Raw genomic sequence first — 25,300 nt, 5'->3', positions numbered from 1 at the left:
ACCCTATGCCTCGAGCAATCTTCCGCACGCCGACGCGGATTCGTTTGCTCAACGAGGCGCTAGCGACCCTCCCCAACGCACGGATCGAGCAACACATGCACTTCTGGGTCTTCCGGCATCGACGCTCCTGGCTGCCACTTGCCCTGGCGATCTGTTGTCTGCCGACTTGCTTGCTACAGACGGCGCCGCTTGCCGCGCAAGAACAGTTTACGCGATCGGCGCCGCCGGTCTTCATCGCCCCGGAACTGCCGGCCAATTCGCTCGACGGCGTGTTGGCGGAAGGCGCACGGTTGGAATCGCTCGGCCGGTGGGGCGAAGCTGTTTCGCACTACGAACATGCCCTGCGTGAAACGCCCGAGAACGTCGCGCTGCAACAGCGGAGCGACCTGGCGAAGCTGCACTTCAGCCTCGAACGCCGTTACGCCGACCGCAGCTTCGTTCAGTCGCTGCAAACGCTGACGCCGCAGCAAGCCGCCGCTCTGTATCTGGAGCTGGCCCGCAAAATCAACACTCATTACGTCACCGCGCCGCCGTGGCAGAACCTCGCCAAGCGGGGCGCCAACGCCGTGGCGATTGGTTTGGGCGAAAAGACGTTCTGTGCGACCAACGGCCTGAACCTGTCGAACGAACAACGAGCCACGCTGCTCAACGAGCTCTACCAGCGGACCGAAGCCCTGACGACCCGGCCGCTCGCTGGCCCCGATGATCTGGCTGCGTTCGCCGCCGACATCGCTCGGTTGGTCGAAGCTCGCGGCAATTTGCGTCCGTCGGCGACGTTCCTGGAATTCACCGCCGCCGCTGCTGGCGGGTTGGACGAATACTCGGCGTTCCTCACCTCGGATCAGCTGCGTGACGTGTACTCGCAGATCGAAGGCAACTTCGTCGGCTTGGGCGTCGAGTTGAAGGCCGACAAGGGCGCCTTGTTGATCGTGCACGTCATCCCCGGCAGCCCCGCCGAACGGGCCGGCATCAAGGACGGCGACCGCATCGTGGCCGTTGACGGCCGTTCGACCGAAGAGCTGTCGACCGACGAAGCCGCTTCGATGCTGACCGGCGAAGAGGGAAGCGTCGTCCGCGTCGTCGCCGAAACAGCCGGCCAACGTCGCGAGTTGACCGTTCGCCGCGAGCATGTCGAAGTGCCGAGTCTGGAAGATGTTCGCATCGTCGACGCGAAGTTCGCCGAAGAGAAGCAACTCGCCGTCTCTGCCGAGCAATTGGCCGCCGGCGTTGCGTACATTCGGATCCCGGCGTTCCAAAAGACGACGAGCCGCGACCTCGACGCCGCCCTGTGGGATTTGCACGCCAAGGGGATGCGGACGTTGGTGCTCGACCTCCGCGGCAATCCGGGCGGGTTGCTGACGGCTGCCGTTGAAGTCGCCGACAAGTTCCTGCAACAGGGCGGGATCGTTTCGACCCGCGGCCGCAGTGCTCAGGAAGACTTTAACTACCAGGCCCACTACGGTGGAACCTGGCGGGTGCCGTTGGTGGTGCTGGTCGACGGCGACAGCGCCAGCGCCAGCGAGATTTTTGCGGCCGCCATCAAGGACAACGAACGCGGCGACATCGTCGGCCAGAAGTCGTACGGCAAGGGCTCGGTGCAGGGGATCTTCCCGCTCGGTTACGCCGGGGCGGGGATTCGCCTGACGACCGCTTTGTTCTATTCGCCGAACGGTTTGAAGATCAGCAAGAACGGCGTCACGCCGACCATCCCAGTCGAATCTCACCGCACGGCCGCCAAGCCGATTCAACAACCGGCGACGATTGCCGCGAACGTCGCCCCCGGCGGGTACACGGCCGCGAAGCCGGCCGCTGGCATCAGCGAATTGAAGATCGTGGGCGACCGGGCGTTGGAAGCGGGAATTCAGGCAGCCGTCGACCAATCCCGCAACCGGGTCGCCGCTCCGGCGGCTGACGGGGCGGTCAAGTAGAGGGTTCAGGCATCAGGGTTCGGGGTTCAGGCAATAGGGCCGCCACGGCCATTCCTGAACTCCGGGCCCTGGCCGCTTGCGCTGAAGGGTTCAGGTGGCAGGGTTCAGGGTTCAGCAAAACCCCGAAGCCAAGTCCCCGTTTTTCCTGAACCCTGAACCCCAACCACTGAACCCTCCCGTAACCGCTGAACCCTCACGTGGTTGACGCCTCAGGCCGTTCCGGGCGATACTGTTCGGTTCACCTTTCCGCACGATTGGCCGCCGTCTGAGCGGTCGCTTCGCGTGCCGTTTCCTCTATCCGCGTCCTGATGCTGGGACGACCCGGACCATGCCGTACGACGACGATGACGATTTGTTTGGCGAGGAGTTCGACTTCGTCGACGACGATGACGCAGATGATGATTCCGAGCTAGAAGAGAAGCCAAAGGCGAAGCCGGCCAAGAAGAAGGCGGCGCCGAAGGGGAAGGAATCGAAGGAAAAGGCCGACAAGCCGGCGTCGCGCGCTCCGAAGCGCGCTCGCAGCACCGACAAGCCGGCGGAGAAGCCTGCCGCGAAGCGGGAATCTCGCCGTGACGAAGGCGCCGGGAAGCGTCCGGCCAAGCCCGCTGGTCCAGGCTCGAAGCCCCCGGCCGACAAAGGCCCGATTGAGGCGGCGCCGAAAGGTTACCTCAGCTTCGCCGACGGCCTCGATGACGAGGAAGACGACGATCTGCCGTTCAAGGACGAGCCAGCAGCCGCGCCGAAGCCAGCCCGCGAGGCGCGGGAAGTTCGCGAGGCAAGGGAACCGCGAGAGGTGAAGGAAGTGCGTGAGCCGCGTGAGGTGCGCGAGCCGGCGGCTGAAGAAGCCGAGGCCGAAGCGCCCGCCCCCGAGGCTCCGCCAGTTCCTGCCGGTCCGCCGGCGGACCATGTGGTTCACGTCTACGAGTTCGGCGTCCTGAAACGGACGATCGGCCGCAAGTTCACCGACGAGCAGGCGGTCGGCTTCGCCGAAGAGTACACGCGGACGAACAAAGCGTATGGCCGCTACGCGGTCGCCACGCCGGACGACGAAGAGCCGTCGCACACGTTCCACGGGGCGGCGAAGAAGTAGCACTGCTGCCGACCACCCCGAATTTTCTGGCTCCCTCCCCCTTGAGGGGAGGGCTGGGGAGGGGGTGGAACTCTGGCACCCGCTGCTTTCACCCCTCCCTAACCCTCCCCCTCAAGGGGAGGGGACCTCAAGGTTCAGTTTTCCGAAGCCCCCGGTTCTGCCGGGGGCTTTTTTTGTTTGGCGGTTCAGTTCTAGCCCCGGGCTCCGCCCGGGGGTGGCGTTGCGTTAGGGAACGCGTTGCGAAATGGTTGCCGACCCCCGGGCGGAGCCCGGGGCTAGACGCGCGGCATAGTCGACACGACCGGCGCCATGCGACTCCGTCTGCCATCGCTGCCGCGGAGGCTCGCTCCGTCACAATCCTCGCCCTCTGCGCAGACCGCGCCGATTCGGCCAAATCGCCGCCGCGGCAGGCTCAAAATGCGTGCGGCGGATTCTGGGGCCGTTTACCATGAACCGACCTGGGACGCATTCGCAGGCTACTCTTTCGGGATGGCCAAGCCTACGATTCCCACTGATTCTCAACTAGCTCCATTGTTTTTTCCTCGCCTCGAGGGACTTTTCATGAGTCGTTTTAAGCGATCGTTCTGGGCGGCGTGCACTGTTTGCGCCGTCGTTGTTTCTCAAGTCCCCGCGTTCGCTCAAGAGGCGACCGAGGAACAGCCGGCGCTCATGCGTCCGCAAGAAGCGATCACCGCCTACGAGCAGGGCGCCAAGTCGCTGGCTGAAGCCGAGGCCGCGAAAGAAAAAGAGGCGAAGGCTACCGCTTACAAAGCGGCGCTCGTGCAGTTCAACACCGCCATCCAGGCCGACGGCACGTTCCCGGAAGCTTTCGTCGGCAAAGGCGACGCGATGAAGGGCCTTGAGGACTACGGCGCCGCCGCCACCGCCTATTCGCAGGCGCTGAACCTCGACGCCCGTTCGGCCGCCGCACTGACCGGCCGCGGCGAGTGCTACCTCGAAACGCAGCAAATCGATCTCGCGGCGAACGACTTCAACAACGCCTTGGAACTCGCGCCGTCGAACCCCAAAATTCTCTCGAACATCGGCCACATCCTGGTCAACTTCAGCCGCGGCGACGCGGCTGGCATGGCGACGGCGATTCGCCGCCTGGACGACGCCATCGCCGGCAACCCAGAAGACGCCCGTTCGTACCGCAATCGCGGCTACGCCCAAGCGTTGATGCGTCAGTTCGACAAGGCGGAAACCGACATCAAGAAGGCGGCCGAACTGGAGCCGGGCGATCACGAGAACTTCGCGGTGCTGGCCAACGTCTACCTCTTTCAGGACGACTTTGCGAAGGCCGTGGATGCGCTGACGAAGGCGATCGACGCCTACAAGCCTGAAAAGGGCGGCGATCCGGAAATCTTCGTGACGGGTTACCTGCTTCGCGCCGACGCTCGCCTGAAGCTCGCGGAGAAGGAAAAGGACGCGAAGAAGGCCGAAGAGCAGCTCAATGCAGCGATCGAGGACATGAACGTGGTCATCGACAAGTTCGAAGGCCGCGCCGAACAAGGCCAAGCCTATTTCCGCAAGGGCCGCGCTGAACGGATGCTCGAACGCTATAGCGATGCGGTGAACTCGTTCACACGCGCTATTAGCGACGTTCCCGCCGGACAAGACGTGCCGTATGTGGCCGACGCGCTGATGTACCGCGGCATTTGCTGGTACTACATGGGCGAGGCCGATCTGGCGCGCGGCGACTTCGAGCAAGCGTCGTCAACCGGCAGCGGTTACCAAGATCCGCGCATTTTCTTGTGGATCGGGTTTACCCACCACCAGCAAGGCAACCATCGCGACGCAATCAACTCCTACGGCGAAGCAATCGCCAAGGCCCCGAACTACGCTCTCGCCCACGTCAACAAGGGCCGCGCGTATATGGACCTGAAGGAATACAAGCGGGCGATCGAGGCCTTCAACGACGCGATCCGCTCCGAGCCGGACGTCGGCGACAACTACTACAACGTCGGCTACGCCTACCTGCAGATGAAGGAATACAAGAAGGCAGCCGACTTCTTCCGGCTCGCGCTGCTGCAAGACAATCCGCAGCCGAAGATGTTCAGCAAGATGGCCGAGGCGTTGCGCAAGATGGGCAAGAACGACCTGGCCGATGAATATCAAAAGAAGGCCGACGAAGCGAATGAAAAGCAAGCTTCCAGCAACTGATCGCTGGTTGTTTGAAAAGTTGAAATAGAAAAGGGGCGGGTCATGGCGACCCGCCCCTTTTTTGTTGCGCTAAGTTTTCTTTAATGAGCCGCCAAGTGCGCTGAGCAAGGCCAAGGTTTTCACCGGCTTTCTTTGCGCCTTCGCGCCTTTGCGAGAGACATGCCTTTCCCAAAAGATCTCTCGCAAAGGCGCAGAGGCGCAAAGGAAAGACATTTCAGAGAAAATCGCTTCGCTTCCGCCCGATCGGCCTCTCCAACGGCCCCGTTCGCCGCCTTGTCACTCTACCCTGGTCCCCTATACTGAACCGCTTGTGGCAGGGTCGCCCGCAGGGCAGGGCGCCCCCAGAGGCCTGCGCGCCTCGCCCGATGCGCCTCAGCCCCGCTCGCGTGGAAAGTACGCCGCCGTGGATAGCTCGCGACAATCGTTTTTGGTTCGCAACGACTTTCTGATTCGCCGCCTCCACTCGCTCTGCGGTTTGATTCCCGTGGGCGCCTACATGGTGGTTCACCTGTTGGTGAACGCCAGCGTCGTCAACGGCGACGCGACGTTCCAGAACAACGTGCTGAACATCCACAAGTTCGGCGACCTGTTGCCGATCCTGGAATGGGGATTCATCTTCATTCCGATTTTGTTCCACGCGATTTTTGGCTTCTTCATCATCGCGGGGGGCATGCCCAACAATCACAACTACCCGTACGCCGCCAACTACCGCTACACGCTGCAGCGGGCCACGGGCGTGATCGCCTTCTTCTTCATCATGCTGCACGTGCTGCATATGCACGGGTGGATTCACAACGAATCGTGGCTCCACTACGTCGTCCGACCGATGGGGGGCGCCCAGTTCCGTCCGTACAACGCCACCAGCACCGCCGGCATGGCGCTGCAGCAGATCTGGGTTGTCGCGTTGTACGTCATCGGCGTCACGGCCTGCGTTTATCACCTGGCCAACGGCATCTGGACGATGGGGATCACCTGGGGCGTCTGGACCAGCCCGACGGCACAACGCCGCGCGTCGTACGTCTGCTCGGCCTTTGGCGTGCTGATGATGGTCGTCAGCGGCACGGCGCTCTTCGGATTGCGAGCCGCCGTCGACACGCCGGAGAAGCTGCGTGAAGTCCGCGCTCAGGAAGATCGCATCGTCGAACTGAAGATCGCCACCGGCGACATCCAGCCGAACGAACACAAGGAAGCCGCCCCGCTCGACGAAGAGGGCGACGACGAAACGCCCGAGGCCGAAGCGGCTGCGGCCGCCGCCGGCAACTAGTCCACCGCACTGACTCAAACGATCCGACGCCGCCGGCGACTCGCTGCGACCTGGCTGGCCTATCTCGACGGAAACAAGCGAACATGGCAAAGCAACGCGTATTGGTAGTCGGCGGCGGTTTGGCGGGATTGGCCGCGGCGATGCAACTCGCCGAGGGTGGCGTCGACGTCGACGTGATGAGCCTCACGCCGGTGAAGCGCTCGCACAGCGTGTGCGCCCAGGGCGGCATCAACAGCGTTAACGAGCTGACTCGCCAGCAGGGCGACAACGAGTCGAAGCATCTCGATGACACCGTCTACGGCGGCGACTTCTTGCAGCACCAGCCGCCGGTCAAAGAAATGACCGACTGGGGGCCGCGGATCATCGACCTGATGGACCGGCTCGGCGTGCCGTTCAACCGCACCGCCGAAGGCTTCCGCGATCAACGTCGCTTCGGCGGCACGCTGTTCAAGCGGACGGCGTTTTCTGGCGCCACCACTGGCCAGCAGCTGCTGTACGCCCTCGACGAACAGGTTCGCCGTTGGCACGCGGCGGGCAAGATCACCTTCTACGAGGGCTGGGACTTCCTGAGCCCCGTGCTCGATGACGATGGCCGTTGCCGCGGCGCCATCGGGCAGAATTTGGTGAACATGGAGATCCGCGCCTTCCCTGCCGATGCGGTGGTGTTGGCGGTAGGTGGTTGCGGGTTGATCTTCGGCCGCAGCACGATGTCGATGGCCTGCACCGGCGCCGCCGCGAGCCGCGCCACGCAAGCCGGCGCCCTCTACGGCAACGCCGAGTTCATTCAAGTTCACCCCACCGCGATCCCCGGAGCCGACAAGCTGCGGTTGATGAGCGAATCGGCCCGTGGCGAGGGCGGCCGCGTCTGGGTGCCGCGGAAGCCGCACGACCCGCGCGATCCAAAGCAGATTCCGGAGAACGAACGCTACTACTTCCTCGAAGAGCGCTACCCGAAGTACGGCAACCTCGTGCCGCGGGACATCGCCACCCGCGAGATCTTCAGTGTTTGCGTGAACGACGGCCTAAGCGTCGACGCCGATCGCCAGTGCGTCTACCTCGATCTGACGCATATCTCGCGGGCGGAACTCGATCGCAAATTGGGGGGCATTCTCCACATTTACGAGAAGTTCCAGGGCGTCGATCCCCGCGAAGTCCCGATGAAGATCTTCCCAGCGGTCCACTACTCGATGGGCGGCCTGTGGGCCGACTACGAGCGGACCGCGGCCGGCGGCCTGGTTCCCGGTTCGCCGCGCAACCAGCAGACAAACATCCCGGGCCTGTACGCCATGGGCGAGTGCGATTATCAGTATCACGGCGCCAATCGGCTCGGCGCCAACTCGCTGCTGTCGTGCATCTTCAGCGGATTGTTCGCCGCGCCTGGCATCCAGAAATCGATCGCCTCGCTGAAGGATTCTGCCAGCGACGAGAAGTACGACCAACTCCTCCGCGGCCAACGGGCCGTGAAGCAGCTTGAGCACGACGACCTGCTCAATCGCCAGGGTGGTCGCGAGAACCCGTATCTCATTCACCAGCAGCTTGGCGACGTGATGACGAAGGCCGCCACGGTGGTCCGCGAGAACGGCCAGCTGCGCGACGCGATCGAGAAGGTGAACGACCTCGCCGAGCGGGTAAAGAACTGCTCGCTCTCCGACACCGGCAACTGGACCAACCAGAACGTCATCTTCACCAAGTCGCTGCGGGATATGTTCCCGATCGCCAAGGCGATTCTGAAGGGCGCCCTCGCCCGCGACGAATGCCGCGGCGCCCACTACAAGCCGGCGTTCGACATGCCGGGCATCGACGCCGACGCCTCGCCGCCCGAAAAGCACCGCCAAGCCGAAGAATGGTGCGACAAGTTCGAAGAGAAGAATCGCAAGTGGCTGAAGACGACGATCGCGGAAGTCGACGCCAACGGCGAGCCTCACCTGCGGTACGAAGACGTCGACACGACGCTCGTCACGCCACGGCCGCGGCTGTACGGGTTGGTCGGCGCCGAAATGATCGAAGAAGCTTGGCGGGAGCGGCAAGCGAAGCATAAGAACAACGGCGCCAAGGCGGCGAATGCTCCGCAGCCCGTGGCGTAAGGTCGCCGACCGCAGTTCGCGAGCTTCGAACTGAACGAGCGACGACGCACTGAGCAACGACTTTTCAACGAGGATCTCATGCGAACATTGTCGACTCTGGCGATCTGGTGCTTGCTGGCGTTCCCCGTAGCGCGGGCCGCCGATACTTACCCGCTCCTCTTTGCCGACGATTTCGAAAACGGCATCGAGAGCTGGCAGACGACCGACGTCGATCCGGCGAAGCCGACGTGGCAAGTCGTCGACCTGAAGAACGCCGCCGGCAAGCCGACCAAGGTGTTTCGCACCACCGGCAAGAGCGCCTACCAGCCGAAATTTCGCAGCCCGCCGAACATCGCTCTGCTGAAAGACGTCACCGTCGGCGATTTCGAACTGACGGCCAAGGTGCAAAGCACCAACGTCGACGCCGGCCCGCATCGCGACATGTGCATCTTCTGGGGCTACCAAGATCCGACGCACTACTATTACGTCCATTTCGGCGCCGTCTCCGATCCCAACGCCTGCCAAATCTTCATTGTGAACGGCGCGGCCCGCACGCCGATCACCACAAAGACGGCCGAGGGAACGCCGTGGACCACCGGCTGGCATGAGGTCCGCGTCATCCGCAACGCCGTTGACGGGACGATCGAGGTTTACTTCGACGACATGGACGAGCCGCTGATGGCCGCGAAGGACAAGACGTTCACTTGGGGCCAAGTCGGGCTGGGGACGTTCGACGACAACGGCAACTGGGACGATTTTCAGTTGAACGGCGTCGAGGCGAAGCCGGCGAAGGAAGTTAAGGCTACCGCACCGACGAAGTAGCCGCGTCTTCGGAGAACGCATCATGGCCAAGGCTTGCTCACGCGCGGCATTCATTGCTTTGGCGGCGTTCGCGTCGATATCCACGGCCGTGCTTCGCGCCGACGACTGGCCGCAATGGGGCGGCCCGCAACGCGACATCGTATGGCGGGAAGCTAACGTCGTCGAAAAGCTTCCCGAGGGCAAACTGCCGCGCGTTTGGTCGGCGCCGATCGGTGCAGGCTACGCCGGCCCGGCGGTGGCCGATGGTCGCGTGTTCGTCACCGATCGCATCGCCGAGAAGAATCTGGAGCGCGTCCTCTGCTTCGACGCCGCCGACGGCAAGCCACTGTGGCAGCACTCCTACGACGCCTCGTACGGCATCAGCTACCCGCTCGGCCCGCGTGCGACGCCGACGGTCGACGGCGAATTGGTCTACACTCTCGGCGCCGTTGGCCACTTGCTTTGCTTGAGGGCGGCGACCGGCGACGTCGTGTGGGAAAAATACCTCGTCGATGCCGTGGGGACGAAGCTCCCAACGTGGGGCCTCGCCGCGGCGCCGCTCATCGACGGGGACCAGGTGATCGTCCTCGCCGGCGGCGAGAACGGGGCGCTTGTCGTCAGCTTCGACAAACGAACCGGCCAGGAACTCTGGCGAGCGCTCGACGACCCCGAAGTCGGCTACTGCCCGCCGGTGATCATGGAGTTCGGCGGCCGACGGCAACTCATCATTTGGCACGCCTCGCACGTGTCGTCGCTCAATCCCGCCACCGGCACCCTCTTGTGGGAAGTTCCGTTCCCGCTGCAGGCGGCGCTCTGCGTCGCCACGCCGCGGCAAGTTGGCAATCGGCTGTTCGTCACGGCGTTCTACGAAGGGCCGATGATGCTCGACCTCGGCGCCGACGGCGTCACGCCGACCGTGCTGTGGACCACGGGCAAGGGGAACAACGACCTGAAGAACGACAGCATCCACTCGATCATGCCGACGCCGATCTTCACCGAAGATTACGTCTACGGCATCAGCAGCTACGGCCAGCTGCGGTGCCTGAAAGCCGACAACGGCGAGATGGTGTGGGAAACGCTCGACGCGACCGGCAAGGGTCGCTGGTGGAACGCCTTCCTCATCCCGCACGGCGAAATGAGTGGCCGGCGGGTCTACATCGCCAACGAGCAGGGGGAACTGATCACCGCCGAGCTTTCGCCCGAAGGCTATCGCGAAATTAGCCGGGCTGAACTGATCGAGCCGCTGCAGCCTATCCAGCGGCGGATGACGGTCTGGTCGCACCCGGCGTTCGCCATGCAGAGCGTGTTTGCCCGGAACGATAAGGAACTGATCCGGGTGGATCTTAAGAAGTGAAAAGATCGACGGAGGGCGCGGATGGCAGGGTTCGGGGTTCAGGGTTCAGAAAATGCCCGTAACCGAGTTCCAAAAATCTGAACCCTGAACCCCGAACCCTGCCAACTACCTCGGTTGGCGAGGGGAACTGATTCTCCTACAATTGCAAGAACGCTCGAAAATCGCCCAGTTTGTGGAACCTTCGATGTCTTCCCACGCTACGTCTACGACCGGTCACGAATCGAAGAAGCCGAACTCGTTCGAAGTTCGCGTGTTGCGCCAGGAGGCCCCGGGCGAGGGGAGCCGCTGGGAACGCCATCGCGTCACCTACGAGCCGAACCTCAACGTCATCAGCGTGCTGCAGAAGATCGCCGCCCAGGCCACCACGGCCGACGGCGCCTCGACGACGCCCGTCGCGTGGGACTGCAACTGCCTGGAAGAGGTCTGCGGCGCCTGCACGATGCTGATCAACGGTAAGACCCGCCAAGCCTGCTCGGCGCTGGTCGACCGTCTGCTCGAAGACAACGAAGCGATCGAACTGCGGCCGATGAGCAAGTTCCCCGTGCTGCGCGACCTGTGCGTCGACCGTCGGCGAATGTTCCAGGCCCTCGAGAAGGTCCAGGCGTGGATCGAAGTGGACGACTACTTCGATCGCGGCGCCGGCCCGCGCGAGTCGCCGCAGATGCAAGGGACGCGCTACCCGCTCAGCGAGTGCATGACCTGCGGCTGCTGCGTCGAGGCGTGCCCGCAGTACACGAAGATCGAAGTCGAACGCCTGCCGGGCGAGAGCGACGCCGACTTCACGAAGCGCGAGAACGAAGCCTTCCAAGACGGCTTCGTCGGCGCCGCGGCGATTAGCCAGGCGATGCTGTTCAACGACAACCAAACGGGCGCCATGAAGAAGGCTGAACGCCTCGACGCCCTCATGGAACCGGGCGGCATCCAAGTCTGCGGCAACGCCCAAAATTGCGTCGCCGTTTGTCCGAAATCGATCCCGCTGACTAAGTCGATCGCCCGCGCCGGGCGGCAGACGACGGTGCGGATGTTCACGAAGTGGTTTGATTCGTAATGCGGTGATCGGCGAGCCGTGAATGGTGATCCCGATTCGCGGCAAAGCCGATTCGTTCGCCATCACGCAGCGGCCATTTAGGCCCGCCGCTTGCGGCGGGTTCGCGGGCTATCGCCCGCGGCTAAATGGGCTTGGCGGGAATCGACGCCAATTGTTGGCGCCGCCCGGAGGCCGTGGGCCTCCGGCTAGCGGCTGTACTTCGGGCCGGCGGGGCGCTGGACGTCGGGGTGGTCGAATTTGACGCCACCGACTTGGCTCCATCCTTCCACGATTCGGAAAAGCGTTTGACCACGCTTTCGTTGGATGTCGCGTGGCTCAAGCCAGGCAGGAAAGACACGCGGCTGCCAATCATCGGCGACGGTGACGACGAGTCGATCCCCGGGGCGAACCGGATGATCATTGGCCAGCATTTGAGGGGCCTGAATAGCGTCCCAAATCGTCGCAAGTTTGATTGACTCGGTCTTGCCATGACGGTCGGTGCGTTCGAGCTTCACTTCGGTGATCGGCGCGAGTTCGGCAATAAACGAGCGAAAATAAGTCCACTCCGAGAAGTCTGACTTGGAAAGACAATCGGAGCGGAGCGCGCCAACGGCCAGTTCCGTTCCGTCGGCACGCTGAATCGAAATGACATACTTCTCTGTGGCGAGCGTGCTGAGGGTGAGTTGCAGTTCGCAACCAGGCGATTCCTTGCGAAGTTCTTGCTCGATCGCTTCGCGAGCTTCATTGGCGGTTAAGCCGGCGACGACAACGGCAGCACCTGCTGCGGCGCGACCTAGCTTGACGTCGCCGTCGTGATTGACGGTGAAATCTCCTTCGAAATCGCCCCAAGTGAGCGTGTAGGCAGGCCGATGAGGACGTTCGACGCGCAGTTTGATCGTGTCGTGAGGCTGCAGGCGGTAAGTCGATTGCCGCATCTCAGCCCTCTCCGGTTTGTAGTAATCGCCATCTCTTGGCAGTTCCTGGGGATTAACCTCTTGGGGAGCCGACGGCGCCTTCGCGCGGGAAACAGCTCCCCGTTCAATAGACTCCTTCGAACGGATGAAAATGCGATCGCCGGGCAGGAGGCAATAATTCGTGAGCGGCGTAGGAGCCTGTAGCGCCGGATCCCACTCGATGGCGTAGATTCGCGAGGCCCCCGGATGCTTGAGAGCAACGCGATGCAGCGTGATCGTCGCATTCGCGATGAGCCCCTTGGGATTCGCGAGATCCTCCGGGTGGGCGTAGATCCGAGCAATCGCGGCGCCGACAGTCTCCTTCCCATCGACTGGGTATGGAATCGGGAGTCGCGTCACGTCGTCGCCTTCGGCTGCTCCCTCAGTGATCACGTAGTAAACTTTGCTGTTGAACTGGTCGACGCTCACTTGCACGTCGTTCTCGATGCCGCGACTATCTAACGCGACTTGGATCGCGTGCTTCGCTTCGTCGAGCGTCATGCCTGCCACGTAGACTGATGCATATGGCTTAAGAGAAATCCTGCCATCCATCTCGACGAGAAAACGTTTCGTCGCGCCGCTCGGCGCGACGGCAACTTTCAAACGCGGGGGGCCGACGTTCGCAATCGGTCCGTTTCCTCTTACGGCATTTGAAAGTCGGGGAGTGACGCGAATCGATAGTATGTCCGGCGGTTCGATCACGTAATTCATGTGAGCGAATTGTTCAAACTCTTTCGCCAGCTGATCGAAGTTCATTTGCTCGATGCTTGCCGGCGGGCCCGAGTGCCGCCCATCCTGCGTCGCGGCATTGTTCGAACTCTCGGCAGCATCCACAGCGCGCTGCCTTTCGGCGAGCAGTTGCGCGTGCCGTCGCTTGGTATTCTCCAAGCGTTCTGCGAGCGGAACGGAAAATTCCTCTGCGAGCGACCAGCTGTGGGAGTTGGACGGTTGCTGAGGCAGCTCTGCGGCAACGCGCTCGATGCGAATCGTCTGGGCAGCGGCGGCCACTACAAGCAGGGTTGGGACAAGCAACAGTTTCATCTTCGATTCCTCCTTGAATCTCGGACTGACGAGGCGACGGATTCTGCGCGTCAGCGTGCCGCGGGCGGCGGGGGCGCTGGCGGGGTAGGGGGCGAGGGCGTATTCGGCCGACTGGAGCAGCGAGTTGGCGAACGCGAGGCGGTCGTTGGCGTTGCGGGCTGCGGCGTCGTCGCAGGCCCATTCGGCGGCTTCGTCGAACCGGCGGACCGCGAGCCAGGCGAGTGGGTTGAACCACTGCGGCAGCGCGAGGACGCGGATCGCCAGCGACTTCCAAAGATCGTTGCGACGGAGGTGAGCGAATTCGTGGCGGAGGATTGCCGAGCGTTCGGCGGCCTGCAAGCTACTCCAGAGCGATCGCGGCACGAGGATGAAGTAGGCCCAGGGCGCCCAGTGGAGAAGCGGGCCGAGCGCGGCGGTGATGCGGAGCGTCACGGTTTGATGGCGGCGAAGCTTCGCACTGCTGCGCGCCGAGTCCCATTCGGCTTGCCACTGCGGATCGTCGGGCGGTGAGCCGAGCGGGAACGTGCGGAGGACTCGCAGGTAGCGATAGGCGGCGATGGTGACGAGCGTGATCGCGCCGAGTAGCCATGCGCCGATAGCGAACGGTAAGGGGTCGGGGAATGCTTGTGACGGCGGGACTTCAACGATTGTTGAGGCGCCAGTCGTCAACGGGTCTTGGACCCATTCAGATCCGTTCTCGAAGGAGATAACTTCTGGCTCCGGAATTACCGCTGGCATAAAGCCAGCGGCTCGCTTTGGAGTTGGCGGGGCGGGGGATTCGATTTGGATGGTAAAGGGGAAGAATAGCCAGCCTTGCGCGATGACTAACAGCCACGCAACGCGGTGAATGCGGGGGGAACTCACGCGCAGCGCTGCGAGCAACGCCCACGCGACGAGCGCGGCAAGCGACGTGGCCAGCGTCGTGCGAACCAAAGCAACGGCGATGTCGACGAGCGTCATGCGGACCTCGCTACGATTGGCGGCCGCGGGACTTGCGTTCCGCCGCGGCGACGAGTGCTTTCAACTCTTTGATCTCGGCGGCGGAGAGCTTGTGCCGCTCAAGCAAATGGGCGACCAGCGGCGTGACGCGGCCGGCGGTGACGCGCTCGACGAGCGTGTCGAGATCGGTCTGCCCGACGTCGGCGGCGGAGATGGCGGCGGAATACTTAGCCGGCCGTTCGGGCGTGCGGGCGGCGGCGCCCTTCTTCACGAGGCGATTGAGCCGCGTTTGCACGGTCGTGTAGCCGATCGGCAGGCCGAGGGCCTGCTGGGCTTCGCTGATGGTGACGCTCCCCTCGCGCCACAGCATTTGCAGCATTTCGAGTTCGCCGGCGGCGAGCCGGGGGAGAGGCGATTTACGAGGCATGGCGAGCACATCCGTGGCCGCGGCGAAGAACCCTTAATTACGACTGCGGTAGTATTACGACACGAGTCATAGTTGGCAAGTGGAGTTTTTCGCGAGCCGTAAACGCAAGCGTCAAAAAGCGTCTTAATCCTTCAGCACGTCGAGCAGCGAGCTGTAATCGTCGGTCCAGGTGACCGACGGCACGGCGCCGGCGCCTTCGCCGAGCGGAATCGCGACGTCGAGGTCGACGAACGGGTTCGGCTGACGGCTCAGCAGCACCCAAGTGCATCCCGCGGTGGAAGGGGTGTCGTCGGGCGGCACTTCGATAATGGCGCCGTGCAGGCCGAATTTCTCGGCCGCGGCTTTGACGACCGGAATCAGATCGAGGTGGACGCTGGAAACGTGGACTGCCAGGAAGCCGTTCGGCTCCTTCAAATGCTTCAGGTAAAGTTCGAACGCTTCGAGCGTGAGCAGGTGGGCGGGAATCGAGTCGCTGTTGAAGGCGTCGAGCACCAGGATGTCGAAGTTTTGCGGCGGTTCATTCTCGAGTGCGATCCGAGCATCCCCCTCGATCAGTTCGATCGTCGCGCCGCGACCGTTCGCTTCGCCCAGGTAGTGAAAAAAATCGGCGGCCAGATCGATAACTTGCGGATTGATGTCGTAGAAGCGGAATGTTTCTCCGGGCTCCGCATAGGCGGCGAGCGTCCCGACGCCCAGGCCGATGACGCCGACGCGGCGCGGAGCGTCGCCGGACGTTTCGCGCATGAGGATGCCGACGCCGCTGTCGGCGTGGTAGTACCACATGGGAACGCGGCGATTCGCTTCCGCAATAAATTGCCCGCCGTGCGTGGTACGGCCGTTGGAGAGTTCAACAAACTCATCGGGAGAGTTTTGATTCATGTGCCGCACGGTGAGCACGCCGTAGAAGTTGCGCGCCCGCTGCACGACGCCTTCCCGCAGCTTGACGACGTTGATTCCCATGCAGATCGCGAGCAAGACGAGCAGCGCGACCATTCCCAAGGTACCGGCGTAGCGTTCGCGTTTGCCGCCGTCGAAGTAGGGCGACGCGGGGTCGGTGACAAGAGCGAGCAGCGCGAGTCCCCACGTCGCCAGCACGCTTAGTTGCAATTCGTAGTAGTCGCTGAGCACGAGCGGCGCGACGATGCCGACGAGCAGCCCGCCGATCGCGCCGCCGGCCGCGATGCTCAGGTAAAATGCTGTGAGCCGGCTCGCGCCAGGACGCCGACGAACGAGTTCGCCGTGGCAGATCATGCAGATCGCCGCCAGCAGCGTGAGATGCACGCCGAGCATCGTCGGCAACGGCGCCGCGTTTTTCTGAAACCATGAAATGACGGCGGCGAATGAAGCGAGCGCGCCGATCGAAAACCAGACGTCGCGGCGATACCAGCGGTCGCTGTCGAACGTCAGGATGAAGCTGAGCAGGTAGACGACCATCGGCGCGATCCACAACAGCGGCATCGACGGCACGTCTTGGCAGAGATAGGTCGTGATCGCCAAGAGCGTAGCCGAAGCCGTCGCCGGCAACGCGAGCCAGAAGAATCGTTGCAACTTGCTTGGAGCGGAGACATCGGGGGCGTCGGCGCTTGACGGCGCGATCGATTTGTCGCGGGACTTCAGCGAGGCTAAGGCGCTCCAGGCGCACAGTAGCGCGAAGACGACGAAGAGCCCAGACCACGAAACTCCCTGTGCGGAGACGCCAAGATTCGGCTCCACGAGGAATGGATAGCTGAGAAGCGCCGCGAGCGATCCGGCGTTCGACAGGGCATAGAGCCGATAGGGGGAACGCCCGGGATGGATGCGGGCGAACCAGACCTGCGTGAGGGGAGCCGTTGCGGAAAGCGAGAGATAGGGAAGCCCGACCGCGGCGGCGAGCATCACCAAAATGTGCAGGGCCGGCGGGCCGCTGCCACTGGGCCGCCACTCGTCGCTCGGCAGCACGCCGACGATCGCGGCGAGCATCGCTGCGGCGGCCAACAGGGCGACGTGCAGGTGAACCTGCCGGCGCGGCGTAAACCACTTCGTCGCGAGGTGCGCGTAGAGGTAGCCGAAGAACAGAGCCGCTTGAAAAAACAGCATCACCGTCGTCCACACGGCCGTGCCGCCGCCGAACCATGGCAGGATTCGCTTAGCGACCATCGGCTGGACTTGGAAGATCAACCACGCGCTGAGCGCGGCCGTCGCGGCGAGGGCGAAGTCGATCGCTCGCGAGGGGCGAGCAGCGAGCGGAGCGGCATTGTCTGGGTTCATCCTCCTATTCTCGTTGCTGGGACGCAGGCGGCTAGATGCGGGGGCGGAGAGTGGTAAGATCGGTGGCGATGGTTCGCCCGATTGCCGGGGTTGAATGAATTGGCCTCAGGTTCAAAGAACCGAGAAGGCAAAGGAAACAAAGGAGCGCTGCCGTGAAGATTCAGGTCATTTTCTACAGCATGTACGGCCACATCCATCAGATGGCCGAAGCGGTCGCGGCAGGGGCCAAGGAAGTGGCGGGGGCCGAGGTGTCGCTCTACCAGGTGGCCGAGCTCGTACCGGATGCGGCGCTCGAACGAACCGGCGCCAAGAAAGTTCGCGATGGCTTCGCCAACGTGCCGGTCGCCACCGCGGCACAACTCGCCGAGGCCGATGCGATCATCTTCGGCACGCCGACGCGGTTCGGCAACATGGCGGCCCAGATGCGAAACTTCCTCGACCAAACCGGCGGCCTGTGGGCCAAGGGGGGGCTGATTGGCAAAGTCGGTAGCGTCTTCACCAGCACCGGCACGCAACATGGCGGTCAGGAGACGACGATCACTAGCTTTCACTCGACGCTGCTCCATCACGGCATGATCATCGTCGGCGTGCCGTACAGCTGCGCGGAGCTGACGAACATGAACGAGATCACCGGCGGCTCGCCGTATGGCGCGGGGACGCTGGCGGGGGCGGATGGTTCGCGGCAGCCGAGCGAGAATGAGCTCGCGATCGCCCGGTTCCAGGGGCGGCATGTGGCGGAGATTACCGCGAAGCTTGTGGGTAAGTAAGCGGTGGCGGCGTTTTTGCCCCCGGTTCTTCAAACCGGGGGGAGAGGCGGCGGCGTTAGAGCCCCCGGTTTGAAGAACCGGGGGCTAATTGGGGCAACGCCAAAACGCACCGCTCCGGCGGGTCGTTGACCCGCGGCTACTGACGTGACTTGGCGCTACTGCACTTCCAACATCCGCTCCAACGCGACGAGCGACCACTTTGACGTTTCCTCATCGACTTCGATGATGTTCACCGGCGTGCCGACGGCGAGGTTCTCGAGGCTCCACGCCAAGTGGGCGAGGTCGATGCGGTACATCGTGGCGCACATGCAGACGACCGGCGAGAGGAAGTGAATCTCTTGCTCGGGGTGCTGCTGCTTGAGGCGGTTCACTAAGTGCAGTTCGGTGCCGATCGACCACTTCGTCCCCGGCGGCGCCGCTTCGACCGTCTTGATGATCTTGCCGGTGCTCCCCGATTCGTCGGCGAGTTCGAAGACCTCGCGCGGACACTCGGGATGGACGAGAATCTTGATGCCGGGGTGATTCTTCCGCGCGAGTGCAACGTGCTCCGGCCGGAACATTTGGTGAACGCTGCAGTGCCCCTTCCACAGGATGACGCGGCTGGTCTGGATTTGCTCTTCGGTGCTGCCGCCGAGTTCGTCGGCGTACGGATCCCACACCGGCATCTGCTCGAGCGGGATGCCCATCCCCGTCGCCGTGTTGCGGCCGAGGTGTTGGTCGGGGAAGAACATCACGCGGCTCGTGCGGGCGAAGGCCCATTCGAGCGCCGCCTTTGCGTTGCTGCTCGTGCAAACGATGCCGCCGTGCCGGCCGACGAACGCCTTCAAACTCGCGGCCGAGTTGATGTAGGTGACGGGGGTGATGTCTTCGGTGTCGATGACCTCGGCGAGTTGATCCCACGCCGATTCGATTTGCCGGATGCCGGCCATGTCGGCCATCGAGCAGCCGGCGGCGAGATCGGGTAGCACCACTTGCACACGCTCGCCGTGGCGTTCGGCAAGTTTCTCCGGCCGGTTTGCCAAGATGTCGGCAGTCTCGGCCATGAAGTGGACGCCGCAAAATGCGATGTAGCGGCAGTCGGCGCTGGCGGCGGCCATCTGGCTCAGCTGGTAGCTGTCGCCGCTGAGGTCGGCGAGCGCGATCACCTCGTCCTGCTGGTAGTGATGCCCGAGGATTAGCAGCCGCGAGCCGAGCTGCTGGCGGACCTTGTCGATCCGCTGCTGCAGTTCGTCGTTCGAGAGCGACTTGTAGGGTTGCAGTGCGAACTGCGGGGCAGGGGGAGCGGCGATGGTCATGGGCGTCGATGGGTCGCCGGGGCGTGCGGGCTGGCGATGGGCTAGCGGACGGTCTGTGCGGGAGCGGCGGCTATGGCCGTCGTCCCATTATATGAGAAATGGTGGCGGGCGGCAGCGGCCAGGTTCACAGGGACCGGCCACGTTCGCGGCCTCGGCGCATAAAAAAACGGGCGGACCGTCGATGACGATCCACCCGCCGGAGAGAGATTCTCCGCATGTTTCAGTGGTAAGATTGGCTTCAGCGGCTTGTGCTGCCGGCCCAACCCTACCGACCTAAGCGACGTTTAGTCGGCTCCGAGCGCTCCACCGATGGCGGCGCCGATATTCGCGCCTTGGTTGCCGCCGACGGCCCCGCCAATCGCTCCGCCGACATTGGCGCCAGCGCGGTAGCCCTGGTTGCCGTTGTACTGACCGCCGTAGCCGGGGCCGTAACCATTACCGTAGCCAGGGTTCCCGTAGCCGTAGCCATCGTTGTACCCACGGTAGCCGGCGCCGTAACGGTAGCCGCCGTTGTACTGCTGGCCGTAGCCGCGACCTTGGTAGACGCCGCCGACATTCGCACGGTAGCCACGCGGGTAGTTGTAGTTCGCCTGATCGTAGCGACTCCAGTTACCATCGCGGTGATACTGCCAGTAGTTGCCAGGATTCCAATACCACCACTCGCCGTTGTGTTGCTTAAAGCGCCAGCGAGCATTGCGGTCGTTGCCGGCCGTGGCGTTGGCGTTGGCTCCGACATTGGCTCCGAGCGCAGCGGCCGCCGCGCCGGGTTGAGTCGCCGCGTTCGCTCCGACGTTGACGTTCGTTTGGCCTGGGGCGACCCCAACGCCGACTTGAGCAGCCGCTCGTCCGGGAGTCGCAGGAATTGGCGGTGCGGCGACCGGTGCGCCAACGGCGGTCTGCCCACCGACACTGGCTGCAGGTTGCGAAGTCGAGGCGGCGATGTTGGCCGCGCCGGAGTTCGCCTGCGACGCGACGGTGGCGCCAGCGCCGGCGTTCGTGGCGTCGGTCGCGACGCCCGCCGCCGATTCGACGCTTGCTCCCGTGCCGCCTGTCACAGCCTCAGTAGCGCCGCCCAGCGCGCCTCCAAGGTCTTGGGCGTAGGCCGCCGGCGTGAAGAACAATGCGGCGGCGCCAAGCAGCGCGCCGGCTCGTTTCGTGTAGCGTGTCATCGTTACATCTCCTCGTACAAACAATTCTGTTTCGAAGCGTCCAAATACCGTGGACAGTTGCTGATGGAAGTCGTCCCTCTCCGTGAAATTTGAACCGCAAGCGTTGTGCCAAAGGGCGACCGCCGCTGGACCGAAGTACGGTTTACCGCGGAGAAATCCGGGGTGAAACGAGTTTCTCCCCCCGATTGGATGGCGTGCCGAACGGGGCCCAGTGGCCTGCCGCCGCTCAGCCGAGTTGGACGATTGCCGACCAAAAAGGCGTCGTCGAAAAATCACCTGTGGGAGGCGTCTCCGACGCCGATGCCGGCCACCACCGCTAGCGGCTACTGCGCCTCGACGCCGCTTCGGGGTCAGAGACCCCTCCCACAAATACCCAGATGACCAAACTTCGGGACCGATCAAGTTTGACGGTTAGCACGCCGATAACGACTATGCGAAAGCGCATCGTCAGCGATTGCGCCCACTTGTCTGCATGCATCGAGATCTCGGCATCGCCGCGTCATGAGTGAACTCAACCCAGAACTCGCGTCTTCGCTCCTTGAGATGTGCCGCAGCGGCACAGGCGACGCCGCGGAAGCGCTCAGCCGAGCGCTCGATGGGACGTTCACCGCGGAAGTCGGCGACTCGGCGCCGTTTGCAGAAGTCAACGCCGCGGAACTCGACGGCCCCGGTCTCGCGGTGCTGTTCAACGTCGGCGCAGCGGCGCTTGTCGCCATCTTGCCCGAAGCGTCGGGCCTGCTCCCCGCGTGGTATCAAAAGCCTGACGCCACCGGCACGAGCAAGCTAGCAACGCTAGCGCAAGAGTTCAGCATGATCGTCTTGCCGGAGGCGTTGCCTGTCGGCGAGACGAAGACCAGCTACGTCGCCAACTTGAAGAGCGCGCTCGCCGCAGCCGGAGTCGCCGGCGACGCAACGCAGGTGGCGCTCAAGGTCGCCGCGGGCGACAAGTCGGGCGTCCTGCGGATCGTTTGGCCGCTGACCGCGCCGGCCGCTCTGCTCGCCGTCGCGGCTCCGCCAGCCGCCGCCGCGCCAGCGCCCGAACCGAAACCAGCGCCGAAGCCAGCCGCGCCGCCCAAGCCGGCGGCCGCACCTGCCGCCCGCAGCGCCCAGCCGCCCGACTTCAGCGGTCTGCCGGGCTACTCGCGCAGCTTGCTGAAGATTAGCGTCCCGGTGAGCGTCGAACTCGCCAGCAAGAAGGAGACGCTGCAAGAAGTGATCTCGCTCGCGCCCGGTTCGATCATCAAGTTCGAGAAGGGGTGCGAGGAGTTGTTGCGGCTGGTCGTCGGCGAGAACGCCGTCGCCGAAGGCGAAGCGGTGAAAGTCGGCGAGAAGTTCGGCTTCCGCGTTACCGCGATGTTGTTGCCGCCGGAGCATTTTGTGACGGCGAAGCGCCGCTCGGCGTAGCGGCCAGGACCGCGGGGATGAACCCCGCGGCTCGCTGTTGGCGTGAAGGTCATTTCGACATTCCCCCGCTTAGCCCCCGGTTCTTCAAACCGGGGGCTAAAACGGATCGCTTGCGAAACACTCGCCGCACGGGCCATAACGCAACGATGGCAAATGCGATCGTCGCGTAAATCTTCGCGTAATCGAGCTGCGACGCGGTGAGACGCTCGAACTCCTCCCAATCCACGTGGTCGCCGGCGTTCGCGGTGAGGAGCGCCTTGGCTATTTCTTCTGGCAGCGGCACTGGTAGAAAGCGAACCTTTCCGTCGGCAAACGCGGCATGGAAGCCGGGCCTGGGCGTTCCGTGCCCTTTGTAGAAGTGCCCCGGCTTGCTGTAGTAACGGTGAGTCACTGGCCCGTACGCGGACGCCGCAAATCGGCTTGATGGGGGCGACTTGCCCAGCAGCACGTTGAGGGCTTCGTCGTAAGTGAGATCGCGCGGCTTTCCCCAAGGGACGTCCCACCCGGCGACTTCCAATAATAGCAGCGTCGCTTCGCGGCCATCGGTAATCTCGTTGGGTGCAAGCCCGCGGTCCTTCGGCCACGCCGTTTGCGAGCCGACGATCGCGAAGTAGCTGGTATGCGGTGCATTCGCTTGGCTAGGCGGATCGCTGAGGCATTCGAATAGCTCGATGCCAGCGCTGAGCGTTGCTGAGTTCTTCGGGCTATCCCAAGGCTGCGAGAGATCGTAGGCGCTTGCGAGCGACTGTTGGTCGAGTTGGGGAAGAATCGAGGTCCGCCAACTGTGCATCGGCCGGTCCTGGGAATCCGGAACGATCGCTTGCGGCAGATGGCCATGACCGGCGTCGAAGGCGAGCAATGCTTTCGCAAGATTAGTGAGATTGTGCCGACAACCGGCAACTCGGTATGGCTCTCGCGAGCCCATCTGGGCCGAAAAAATCAATCCGACCAACGTTCCAACGATCATGACGACAATCAGGAACTCAACGAGCTTCATCCTGAACGTTTTAAAAACGCCCAACCAAAAGAGTCCGACGATCGTGCCAACCAAGAACCCTAACGGCCCAAAGGCAGCAAAGCTTGTCGCATATAACGTGAAGAGATAGACTACGTCGGCGATGCGGAATTGCATGTGCGGAGAAGCCAGACGAGCCGCGGGTCAATGACCCGCCGGAGCGAACCAATCGGCATCATCGCCTGCGACGTTTCCGCGAACAAGAGAACTGCTTCGCCCCCGGTTCTTCAAATCGGGGGTGGGACGCGACGCCATGCTCCCCCCGGTTTGAAGAACCGGGGGCTAAAAAATGGCGGTGGGTTGCGTGGTGGCGGTGGGTTGCGTGGTGCGCCTGCTGGAATGGCGCTCCGGCGGGGGCGTTGCCCCGCGGCTACTGTTGCGCTGTCGACCAGGGGGACTTTAGCCAGTCGGCGGTGCTGAAGACCAGGCGATCCCGTTTTTTGTCGATCGCGCGATTCAGCTTCTCCACCAGCTGCGGGCCGTTCGCTTCTTCTTCGATCACTCGCCGCACGCCGCCGCTCAGCTCTTTAACGAGCGGGCCGCGGGCCTGGCTGACGCGGCGGATGTGGAAATCTTCCAGCTGTAGGCGGGCGTCGGTGATCCGTGGGTCGACCTTCATGCCAGGCGAACCATCCACCGTGGTCATTTGCAGACCGATCTCGCCCGACAAGTCGAGAATCATCCGCGTGTCGCCTTCGACTTCCAGAGCGATGATGTGGACGCCGTACTGGTAGACCTTCGCGCGGGCCCAGGCGTCGAGCTTGGCATCAAGCCGCAGCGTGAAGCCGATGCGGCCGGGGGCGATTGGTTCGAGCCGCGTCAGTTGCAGCGAGAGATTCCGCTCCGGCTCGACGACGCGAACGCGGTAATGTTTCCAAACGCCGTGATCCACCATCTTCTTGCGGCGGTGGATTTCGGTATGGAAGCCATGGCCCTCGGTGCGGAGGCCGACGACCATTTCGGTTTGGGCGTCCCAGTCCTGGCGCTTGTCGTAGTTGACGGGGATCGCGTCTTCGAGGAGTTGGCTGATCGAGGCGGCGAGCTTCTGCCGCGAGGGGTCGATCGAGGTCGCCACGATCGACTCCGCCCAGGAAGAAGACGCCAACAACGCCGCGAGGGCGAAGGCGACGGCGGCTGGGGCGAGCCGGGGGAACATCTGGGAAACGTCCGTGTTCAGTTGTCAGTCGTCAGTTGCATCGTCGCCGGGCACTAATCCCGCGGGATTCACTAGGGTTTTATCGGCAAGTGCTGGCATGGCTCTCGATGGGGGTCGAAAGCTTGAACACTTATCGGTTGGGGCGATTGCGGGATGCGGGTTGCCGTTTGTGGCGCGGGGGAAAAGTCCGCGGGAAGACCGCGGGGATGAACCCCGCGGCTCGCCTTCACTCGCTGCTCGCTACTGACTACGGACTACTGACCACGGACGTTCGTACTTTTTCATCTACCAACGAAAAGAACCTGCCCCGAGCCAGGTGGCTCGAGACAGGTCCTCAGAGGGGGTCTCAATTGTCGGTCGGTTAGCTAAGTCTTAGCGGACGAAGCTGGCCGAGACGACCTTACGGGGCTGGGCAATCCGAGCAGCCGGGTCAGCGACCGGGGCCGGCGGAATCGGAGCGGCTTCCGGGGCAGCAGCTTCGCCAGTGGCCGGAGCACACGACGAGCAACCGCTGGTGCAACCGCTGTCGCAACCGCAGCTCGCTTCGCAACCGCAGCTGGCTTCGCAGCAGCTGCTCTTGCAGCAGTGCTTACGAGCGAACAAGCGGCTCAGGAAGCAACCCTTCTTGCAGCAGCTCTTGGCGGCACAACCGCAAGCCGGTTCGCAGCACGAGTCGTCCGGGCAACCGCAGCTGGCTTCGCAGCACGGGTCTTCGCAGCACGAGTCAGCAGCACAGCAGCTGGCTTCGCAGCAGCTCGACTTGCAGCACTTGTGCTTGGCGAACAGGTTCAGCAAGCAGCAACGCTTCTTGCAGCCGCAACCGCTGTCGCAGCACGAGTCGTCCGGGCAACCGCAGCTGGCTTCGCAGCAAGGATCTTCGCAGCAGCTGTCAGTCGCACAGCAGCTGGCTTCGCAGCAGCTGCTCTTGCAGCACTTGTGCTTGGCGAACAGGCGTCCGAGCAAGCAGCAGCGTTGCTTGCCGCAGCAGCTGTCGCTGCAGCACGGATCTTCGCAGCACGAATCGCTCGGGCAACCACACGACTTTTCGCAGCAACAAGACGGCTCGCACGAGTCGCAGCCGCAGCCGCCGCCGAGCATCCGGTCCAGCATGCCAGCGCCGAAGCTCTGGCCTGCCAGGCACACGCTCACCAACAGCGCACCCAACAAGTTACCTTTCATCGATCCACGTCTCCTTTT

General features: G+C 63.4%; 20 protein-coding genes. 12 read left to right on the top strand and 8 right to left on the bottom strand.

The window, feature by feature from the left end; genetic code table 11:
• Window positions 1–5: 5 nt before the first annotated feature.
• From PLANPX_RS01120 to sdhB, 8 genes are all read left to right on the top strand, one after another.
• Entirely contained in the window at window positions 6–1,928 is a 1,923-nt protein-coding gene (locus PLANPX_RS01120) for a S41 family peptidase (RefSeq protein WP_172991782.1), read from the top strand.
• A 328-nt stretch (window positions 1,929–2,256) separates the two neighbouring features.
• A complete protein-coding gene (locus PLANPX_RS01115) occupies window positions 2,257–3,018 on the top strand; it encodes a hypothetical protein (RefSeq protein WP_152096945.1) in 762 nt (253 codons plus the stop codon).
• 561 nt (window positions 3,019–3,579) lie between these two features.
• Window positions 3,580–5,181, top strand: coding sequence for a tetratricopeptide repeat protein (locus PLANPX_RS01110; protein WP_172991781.1), 1,602 nt, complete (start codon window positions 3,580–3,582; stop codon window positions 5,179–5,181).
• Window positions 5,182–5,584: 403 nt separating this feature from the next.
• Window positions 5,585–6,445: a succinate dehydrogenase cytochrome b558 subunit gene (locus PLANPX_RS01105; RefSeq protein ID WP_232536275.1), complete on the top strand. Its 861-nt coding sequence runs from the start codon at window positions 5,585–5,587 to the stop codon at window positions 6,443–6,445.
• 83 nt (window positions 6,446–6,528) lie between these two features.
• Window positions 6,529–8,529: a succinate dehydrogenase flavoprotein subunit gene (sdhA, locus tag PLANPX_RS01100; protein ID WP_152096943.1), complete on the top strand. Its 2,001-nt coding sequence runs from the start codon at window positions 6,529–6,531 to the stop codon at window positions 8,527–8,529.
• Between the two features lie 78 nt (window positions 8,530–8,607).
• Window positions 8,608–9,330: a hypothetical protein gene (locus tag PLANPX_RS01095; RefSeq protein WP_152096942.1), complete on the top strand. Its 723-nt coding sequence runs from the start codon at window positions 8,608–8,610 to the stop codon at window positions 9,328–9,330.
• 22 nt (window positions 9,331–9,352) lie between these two features.
• A complete protein-coding gene (locus PLANPX_RS01090) occupies window positions 9,353–10,663 on the top strand; it encodes a PQQ-binding-like beta-propeller repeat protein (protein ID WP_152096941.1) in 1,311 nt (436 codons plus the stop codon).
• A 184-nt stretch (window positions 10,664–10,847) separates the two neighbouring features.
• A complete protein-coding gene (gene sdhB / locus PLANPX_RS01085) occupies window positions 10,848–11,711 on the top strand; it encodes a succinate dehydrogenase iron-sulfur subunit (RefSeq protein ID WP_152096940.1) in 864 nt (287 codons plus the stop codon).
• Window positions 11,712–11,896: 185 nt separating this feature from the next.
• Here sdhB and PLANPX_RS01080 read toward each other — a convergent pair whose 3' ends face one another.
• The 3 genes from PLANPX_RS01080 to PLANPX_RS01070 all read right to left on the bottom strand — a co-directional run bounded on the left by PLANPX_RS01080 (window position 11,897) and on the right by PLANPX_RS01070 (window position 17,297).
• Window positions 11,897–14,644: a M56 family metallopeptidase gene (locus PLANPX_RS01080; RefSeq protein ID WP_152096939.1), complete on the bottom strand. Its 2,748-nt coding sequence runs from the start codon at window positions 14,642–14,644 to the stop codon at window positions 11,897–11,899.
• Window positions 14,645–14,654: 10 nt separating this feature from the next.
• Window positions 14,655–15,050, bottom strand: coding sequence for a BlaI/MecI/CopY family transcriptional regulator (locus tag PLANPX_RS01075; RefSeq protein ID WP_152096938.1), 396 nt, complete (start codon window positions 15,048–15,050; stop codon window positions 14,655–14,657).
• 123 nt (window positions 15,051–15,173) lie between these two features.
• Window positions 15,174–17,297 (bottom strand): fused MFS/spermidine synthase, encoded by a 2,124-nt coding sequence (locus PLANPX_RS01070; protein ID WP_152096937.1) that lies wholly within the window; start codon window positions 17,295–17,297, stop codon window positions 15,174–15,176.
• Between the two features lie 152 nt (window positions 17,298–17,449).
• Here PLANPX_RS01070 and wrbA point away from each other — a divergent pair, with 152 nt between their 5' ends.
• On the top strand, window positions 17,450–18,064 hold the full coding sequence (gene wrbA / locus PLANPX_RS01065) for an NAD(P)H:quinone oxidoreductase (protein WP_172991780.1): 615 nt from the start codon (window positions 17,450–17,452) through the stop codon (window positions 18,062–18,064).
• A gap of 155 nt (window positions 18,065–18,219) precedes the next feature.
• Here the strand turns inward: wrbA and nadA are convergent, their stop codons facing one another.
• Both nadA and PLANPX_RS01055 read right to left on the bottom strand, forming a co-directional pair.
• On the bottom strand, window positions 18,220–19,359 hold the full coding sequence (gene nadA / locus PLANPX_RS01060) for a quinolinate synthase NadA (RefSeq protein ID WP_152096936.1): 1,140 nt from the start codon (window positions 19,357–19,359) through the stop codon (window positions 18,220–18,222).
• Window positions 19,360–19,643: 284 nt separating this feature from the next.
• Window positions 19,644–20,528, bottom strand: a complete 885-nt coding sequence (locus tag PLANPX_RS01055; protein WP_152096935.1) for a hypothetical protein — start codon at window positions 20,526–20,528, stop codon at window positions 19,644–19,646.
• 194 nt (window positions 20,529–20,722) lie between these two features.
• Between PLANPX_RS01055 and PLANPX_RS28205 the strand changes: the two genes are divergently transcribed.
• Complete coding sequence (locus PLANPX_RS28205) at window positions 20,723–20,848, top strand: hypothetical protein (protein ID WP_261344413.1); 126 nt, start codon at window positions 20,723–20,725, stop codon at window positions 20,846–20,848.
• Between the two features lie 181 nt (window positions 20,849–21,029).
• Window positions 21,030–21,932 carry a FliM/FliN family flagellar motor C-terminal domain-containing protein gene (locus PLANPX_RS01050; RefSeq protein WP_152096934.1) on the top strand — a complete coding sequence of 301 codons (903 nt, stop codon included), beginning with the start codon at window positions 21,030–21,032 and terminating at the stop codon, window positions 21,930–21,932.
• 49 nt (window positions 21,933–21,981) lie between these two features.
• On the opposite strand, the gene PLANPX_RS01045 is transcribed toward PLANPX_RS01050, so the two are convergent.
• Window positions 21,982–22,857 (bottom strand): DUF1559 domain-containing protein, encoded by an 876-nt coding sequence (locus PLANPX_RS01045; RefSeq protein ID WP_232536451.1) that lies wholly within the window; start codon window positions 22,855–22,857, stop codon window positions 21,982–21,984.
• Here PLANPX_RS01045 and PLANPX_RS27855 point away from each other — a divergent pair.
• Window positions 22,768–22,992: a hypothetical protein gene (locus PLANPX_RS27855; protein ID WP_232536455.1), complete on the top strand. Its 225-nt coding sequence runs from the start codon at window positions 22,768–22,770 to the stop codon at window positions 22,990–22,992. The genes PLANPX_RS01045 and PLANPX_RS27855 overlap by 90 nt on opposite strands.
• Window positions 22,993–23,317: 325 nt before the next feature.
• Here the strand turns inward: PLANPX_RS27855 and PLANPX_RS01040 are convergent, their stop codons facing one another.
• Both PLANPX_RS01040 and PLANPX_RS01035 read right to left on the bottom strand, forming a co-directional pair.
• Window positions 23,318–24,103, bottom strand: a complete 786-nt coding sequence (locus tag PLANPX_RS01040) for a hypothetical protein (protein ID WP_152096932.1) — start codon at window positions 24,101–24,103, stop codon at window positions 23,318–23,320.
• A gap of 372 nt (window positions 24,104–24,475) precedes the next feature.
• The gene (locus tag PLANPX_RS01035; protein WP_152096931.1) at window positions 24,476–25,282 is read right to left on the bottom strand and encodes a hypothetical protein; all 807 of its coding nucleotides are present in this window, start codon (window positions 25,280–25,282) and stop codon (window positions 24,476–24,478) included.
• Window positions 25,283–25,300: the final 18 nt, after the last annotated feature.

Source organism: Lacipirellula parvula (assembly GCF_009177095.1).
GTDB classification, from domain to species: Bacteria; Planctomycetota; Planctomycetia; order Pirellulales; family Lacipirellulaceae; genus Lacipirellula; species Lacipirellula parvula.
The sequence above is the reverse complement of the archived record's forward strand: the minus strand, read 5'-3'. Positions and strand labels throughout refer to the sequence as shown.

Coding starts and splice junctions, on each gene's coding strand:
- PLANPX_RS01120 (WP_172991782.1), top strand. CDS start 6: ATGCCTCGAGCAATCTTCCGCACGCCGACGCGGATTCGTTTGCTCAAC.
- PLANPX_RS01115 (WP_152096945.1), top strand. CDS start 2,257: ATGCCGTACGACGACGATGACGATTTGTTTGGCGAGGAGTTCGACTTC.
- PLANPX_RS01110 (WP_172991781.1), top strand. CDS start 3,580: ATGAGTCGTTTTAAGCGATCGTTCTGGGCGGCGTGCACTGTTTGCGCC.
- sdhA (WP_152096943.1), top strand. CDS start 6,529: ATGGCAAAGCAACGCGTATTGGTAGTCGGCGGCGGTTTGGCGGGATTG.
- PLANPX_RS01095 (WP_152096942.1), top strand. CDS start 8,608: ATGCGAACATTGTCGACTCTGGCGATCTGGTGCTTGCTGGCGTTCCCC.
- PLANPX_RS01090 (WP_152096941.1), top strand. CDS start 9,353: ATGGCCAAGGCTTGCTCACGCGCGGCATTCATTGCTTTGGCGGCGTTC.
- sdhB (WP_152096940.1), top strand. CDS start 10,848: ATGTCTTCCCACGCTACGTCTACGACCGGTCACGAATCGAAGAAGCCG.
- PLANPX_RS01080 (WP_152096939.1), bottom strand. CDS start 14,644: ATGACGCTCGTCGACATCGCCGTTGCTTTGGTTCGCACGACGCTGGCC.
- PLANPX_RS01075 (WP_152096938.1), bottom strand. CDS start 15,050: ATGCCTCGTAAATCGCCTCTCCCCCGGCTCGCCGCCGGCGAACTCGAA.
- PLANPX_RS01070 (WP_152096937.1), bottom strand. CDS start 17,297: ATGAACCCAGACAATGCCGCTCCGCTCGCTGCTCGCCCCTCGCGAGCG.
- nadA (WP_152096936.1), bottom strand. CDS start 19,359: ATGACCATCGCCGCTCCCCCTGCCCCGCAGTTCGCACTGCAACCCTAC.
- PLANPX_RS01055 (WP_152096935.1), bottom strand. CDS start 20,528: ATGACACGCTACACGAAACGAGCCGGCGCGCTGCTTGGCGCCGCCGCA.
- PLANPX_RS01050 (WP_152096934.1), top strand. CDS start 21,030: ATGAGTGAACTCAACCCAGAACTCGCGTCTTCGCTCCTTGAGATGTGC.
- PLANPX_RS27855 (WP_232536455.1), top strand. CDS start 22,768: ATGACCGGCGTCGAAGGCGAGCAATGCTTTCGCAAGATTAGTGAGATT.
- PLANPX_RS01045 (WP_232536451.1), bottom strand. CDS start 22,857: ATGGGCTCGCGAGAGCCATACCGAGTTGCCGGTTGTCGGCACAATCTC.
- PLANPX_RS01040 (WP_152096932.1), bottom strand. CDS start 24,103: ATGTTCCCCCGGCTCGCCCCAGCCGCCGTCGCCTTCGCCCTCGCGGCG.
- PLANPX_RS01035 (WP_152096931.1), bottom strand. CDS start 25,282: ATGAAAGGTAACTTGTTGGGTGCGCTGTTGGTGAGCGTGTGCCTGGCA.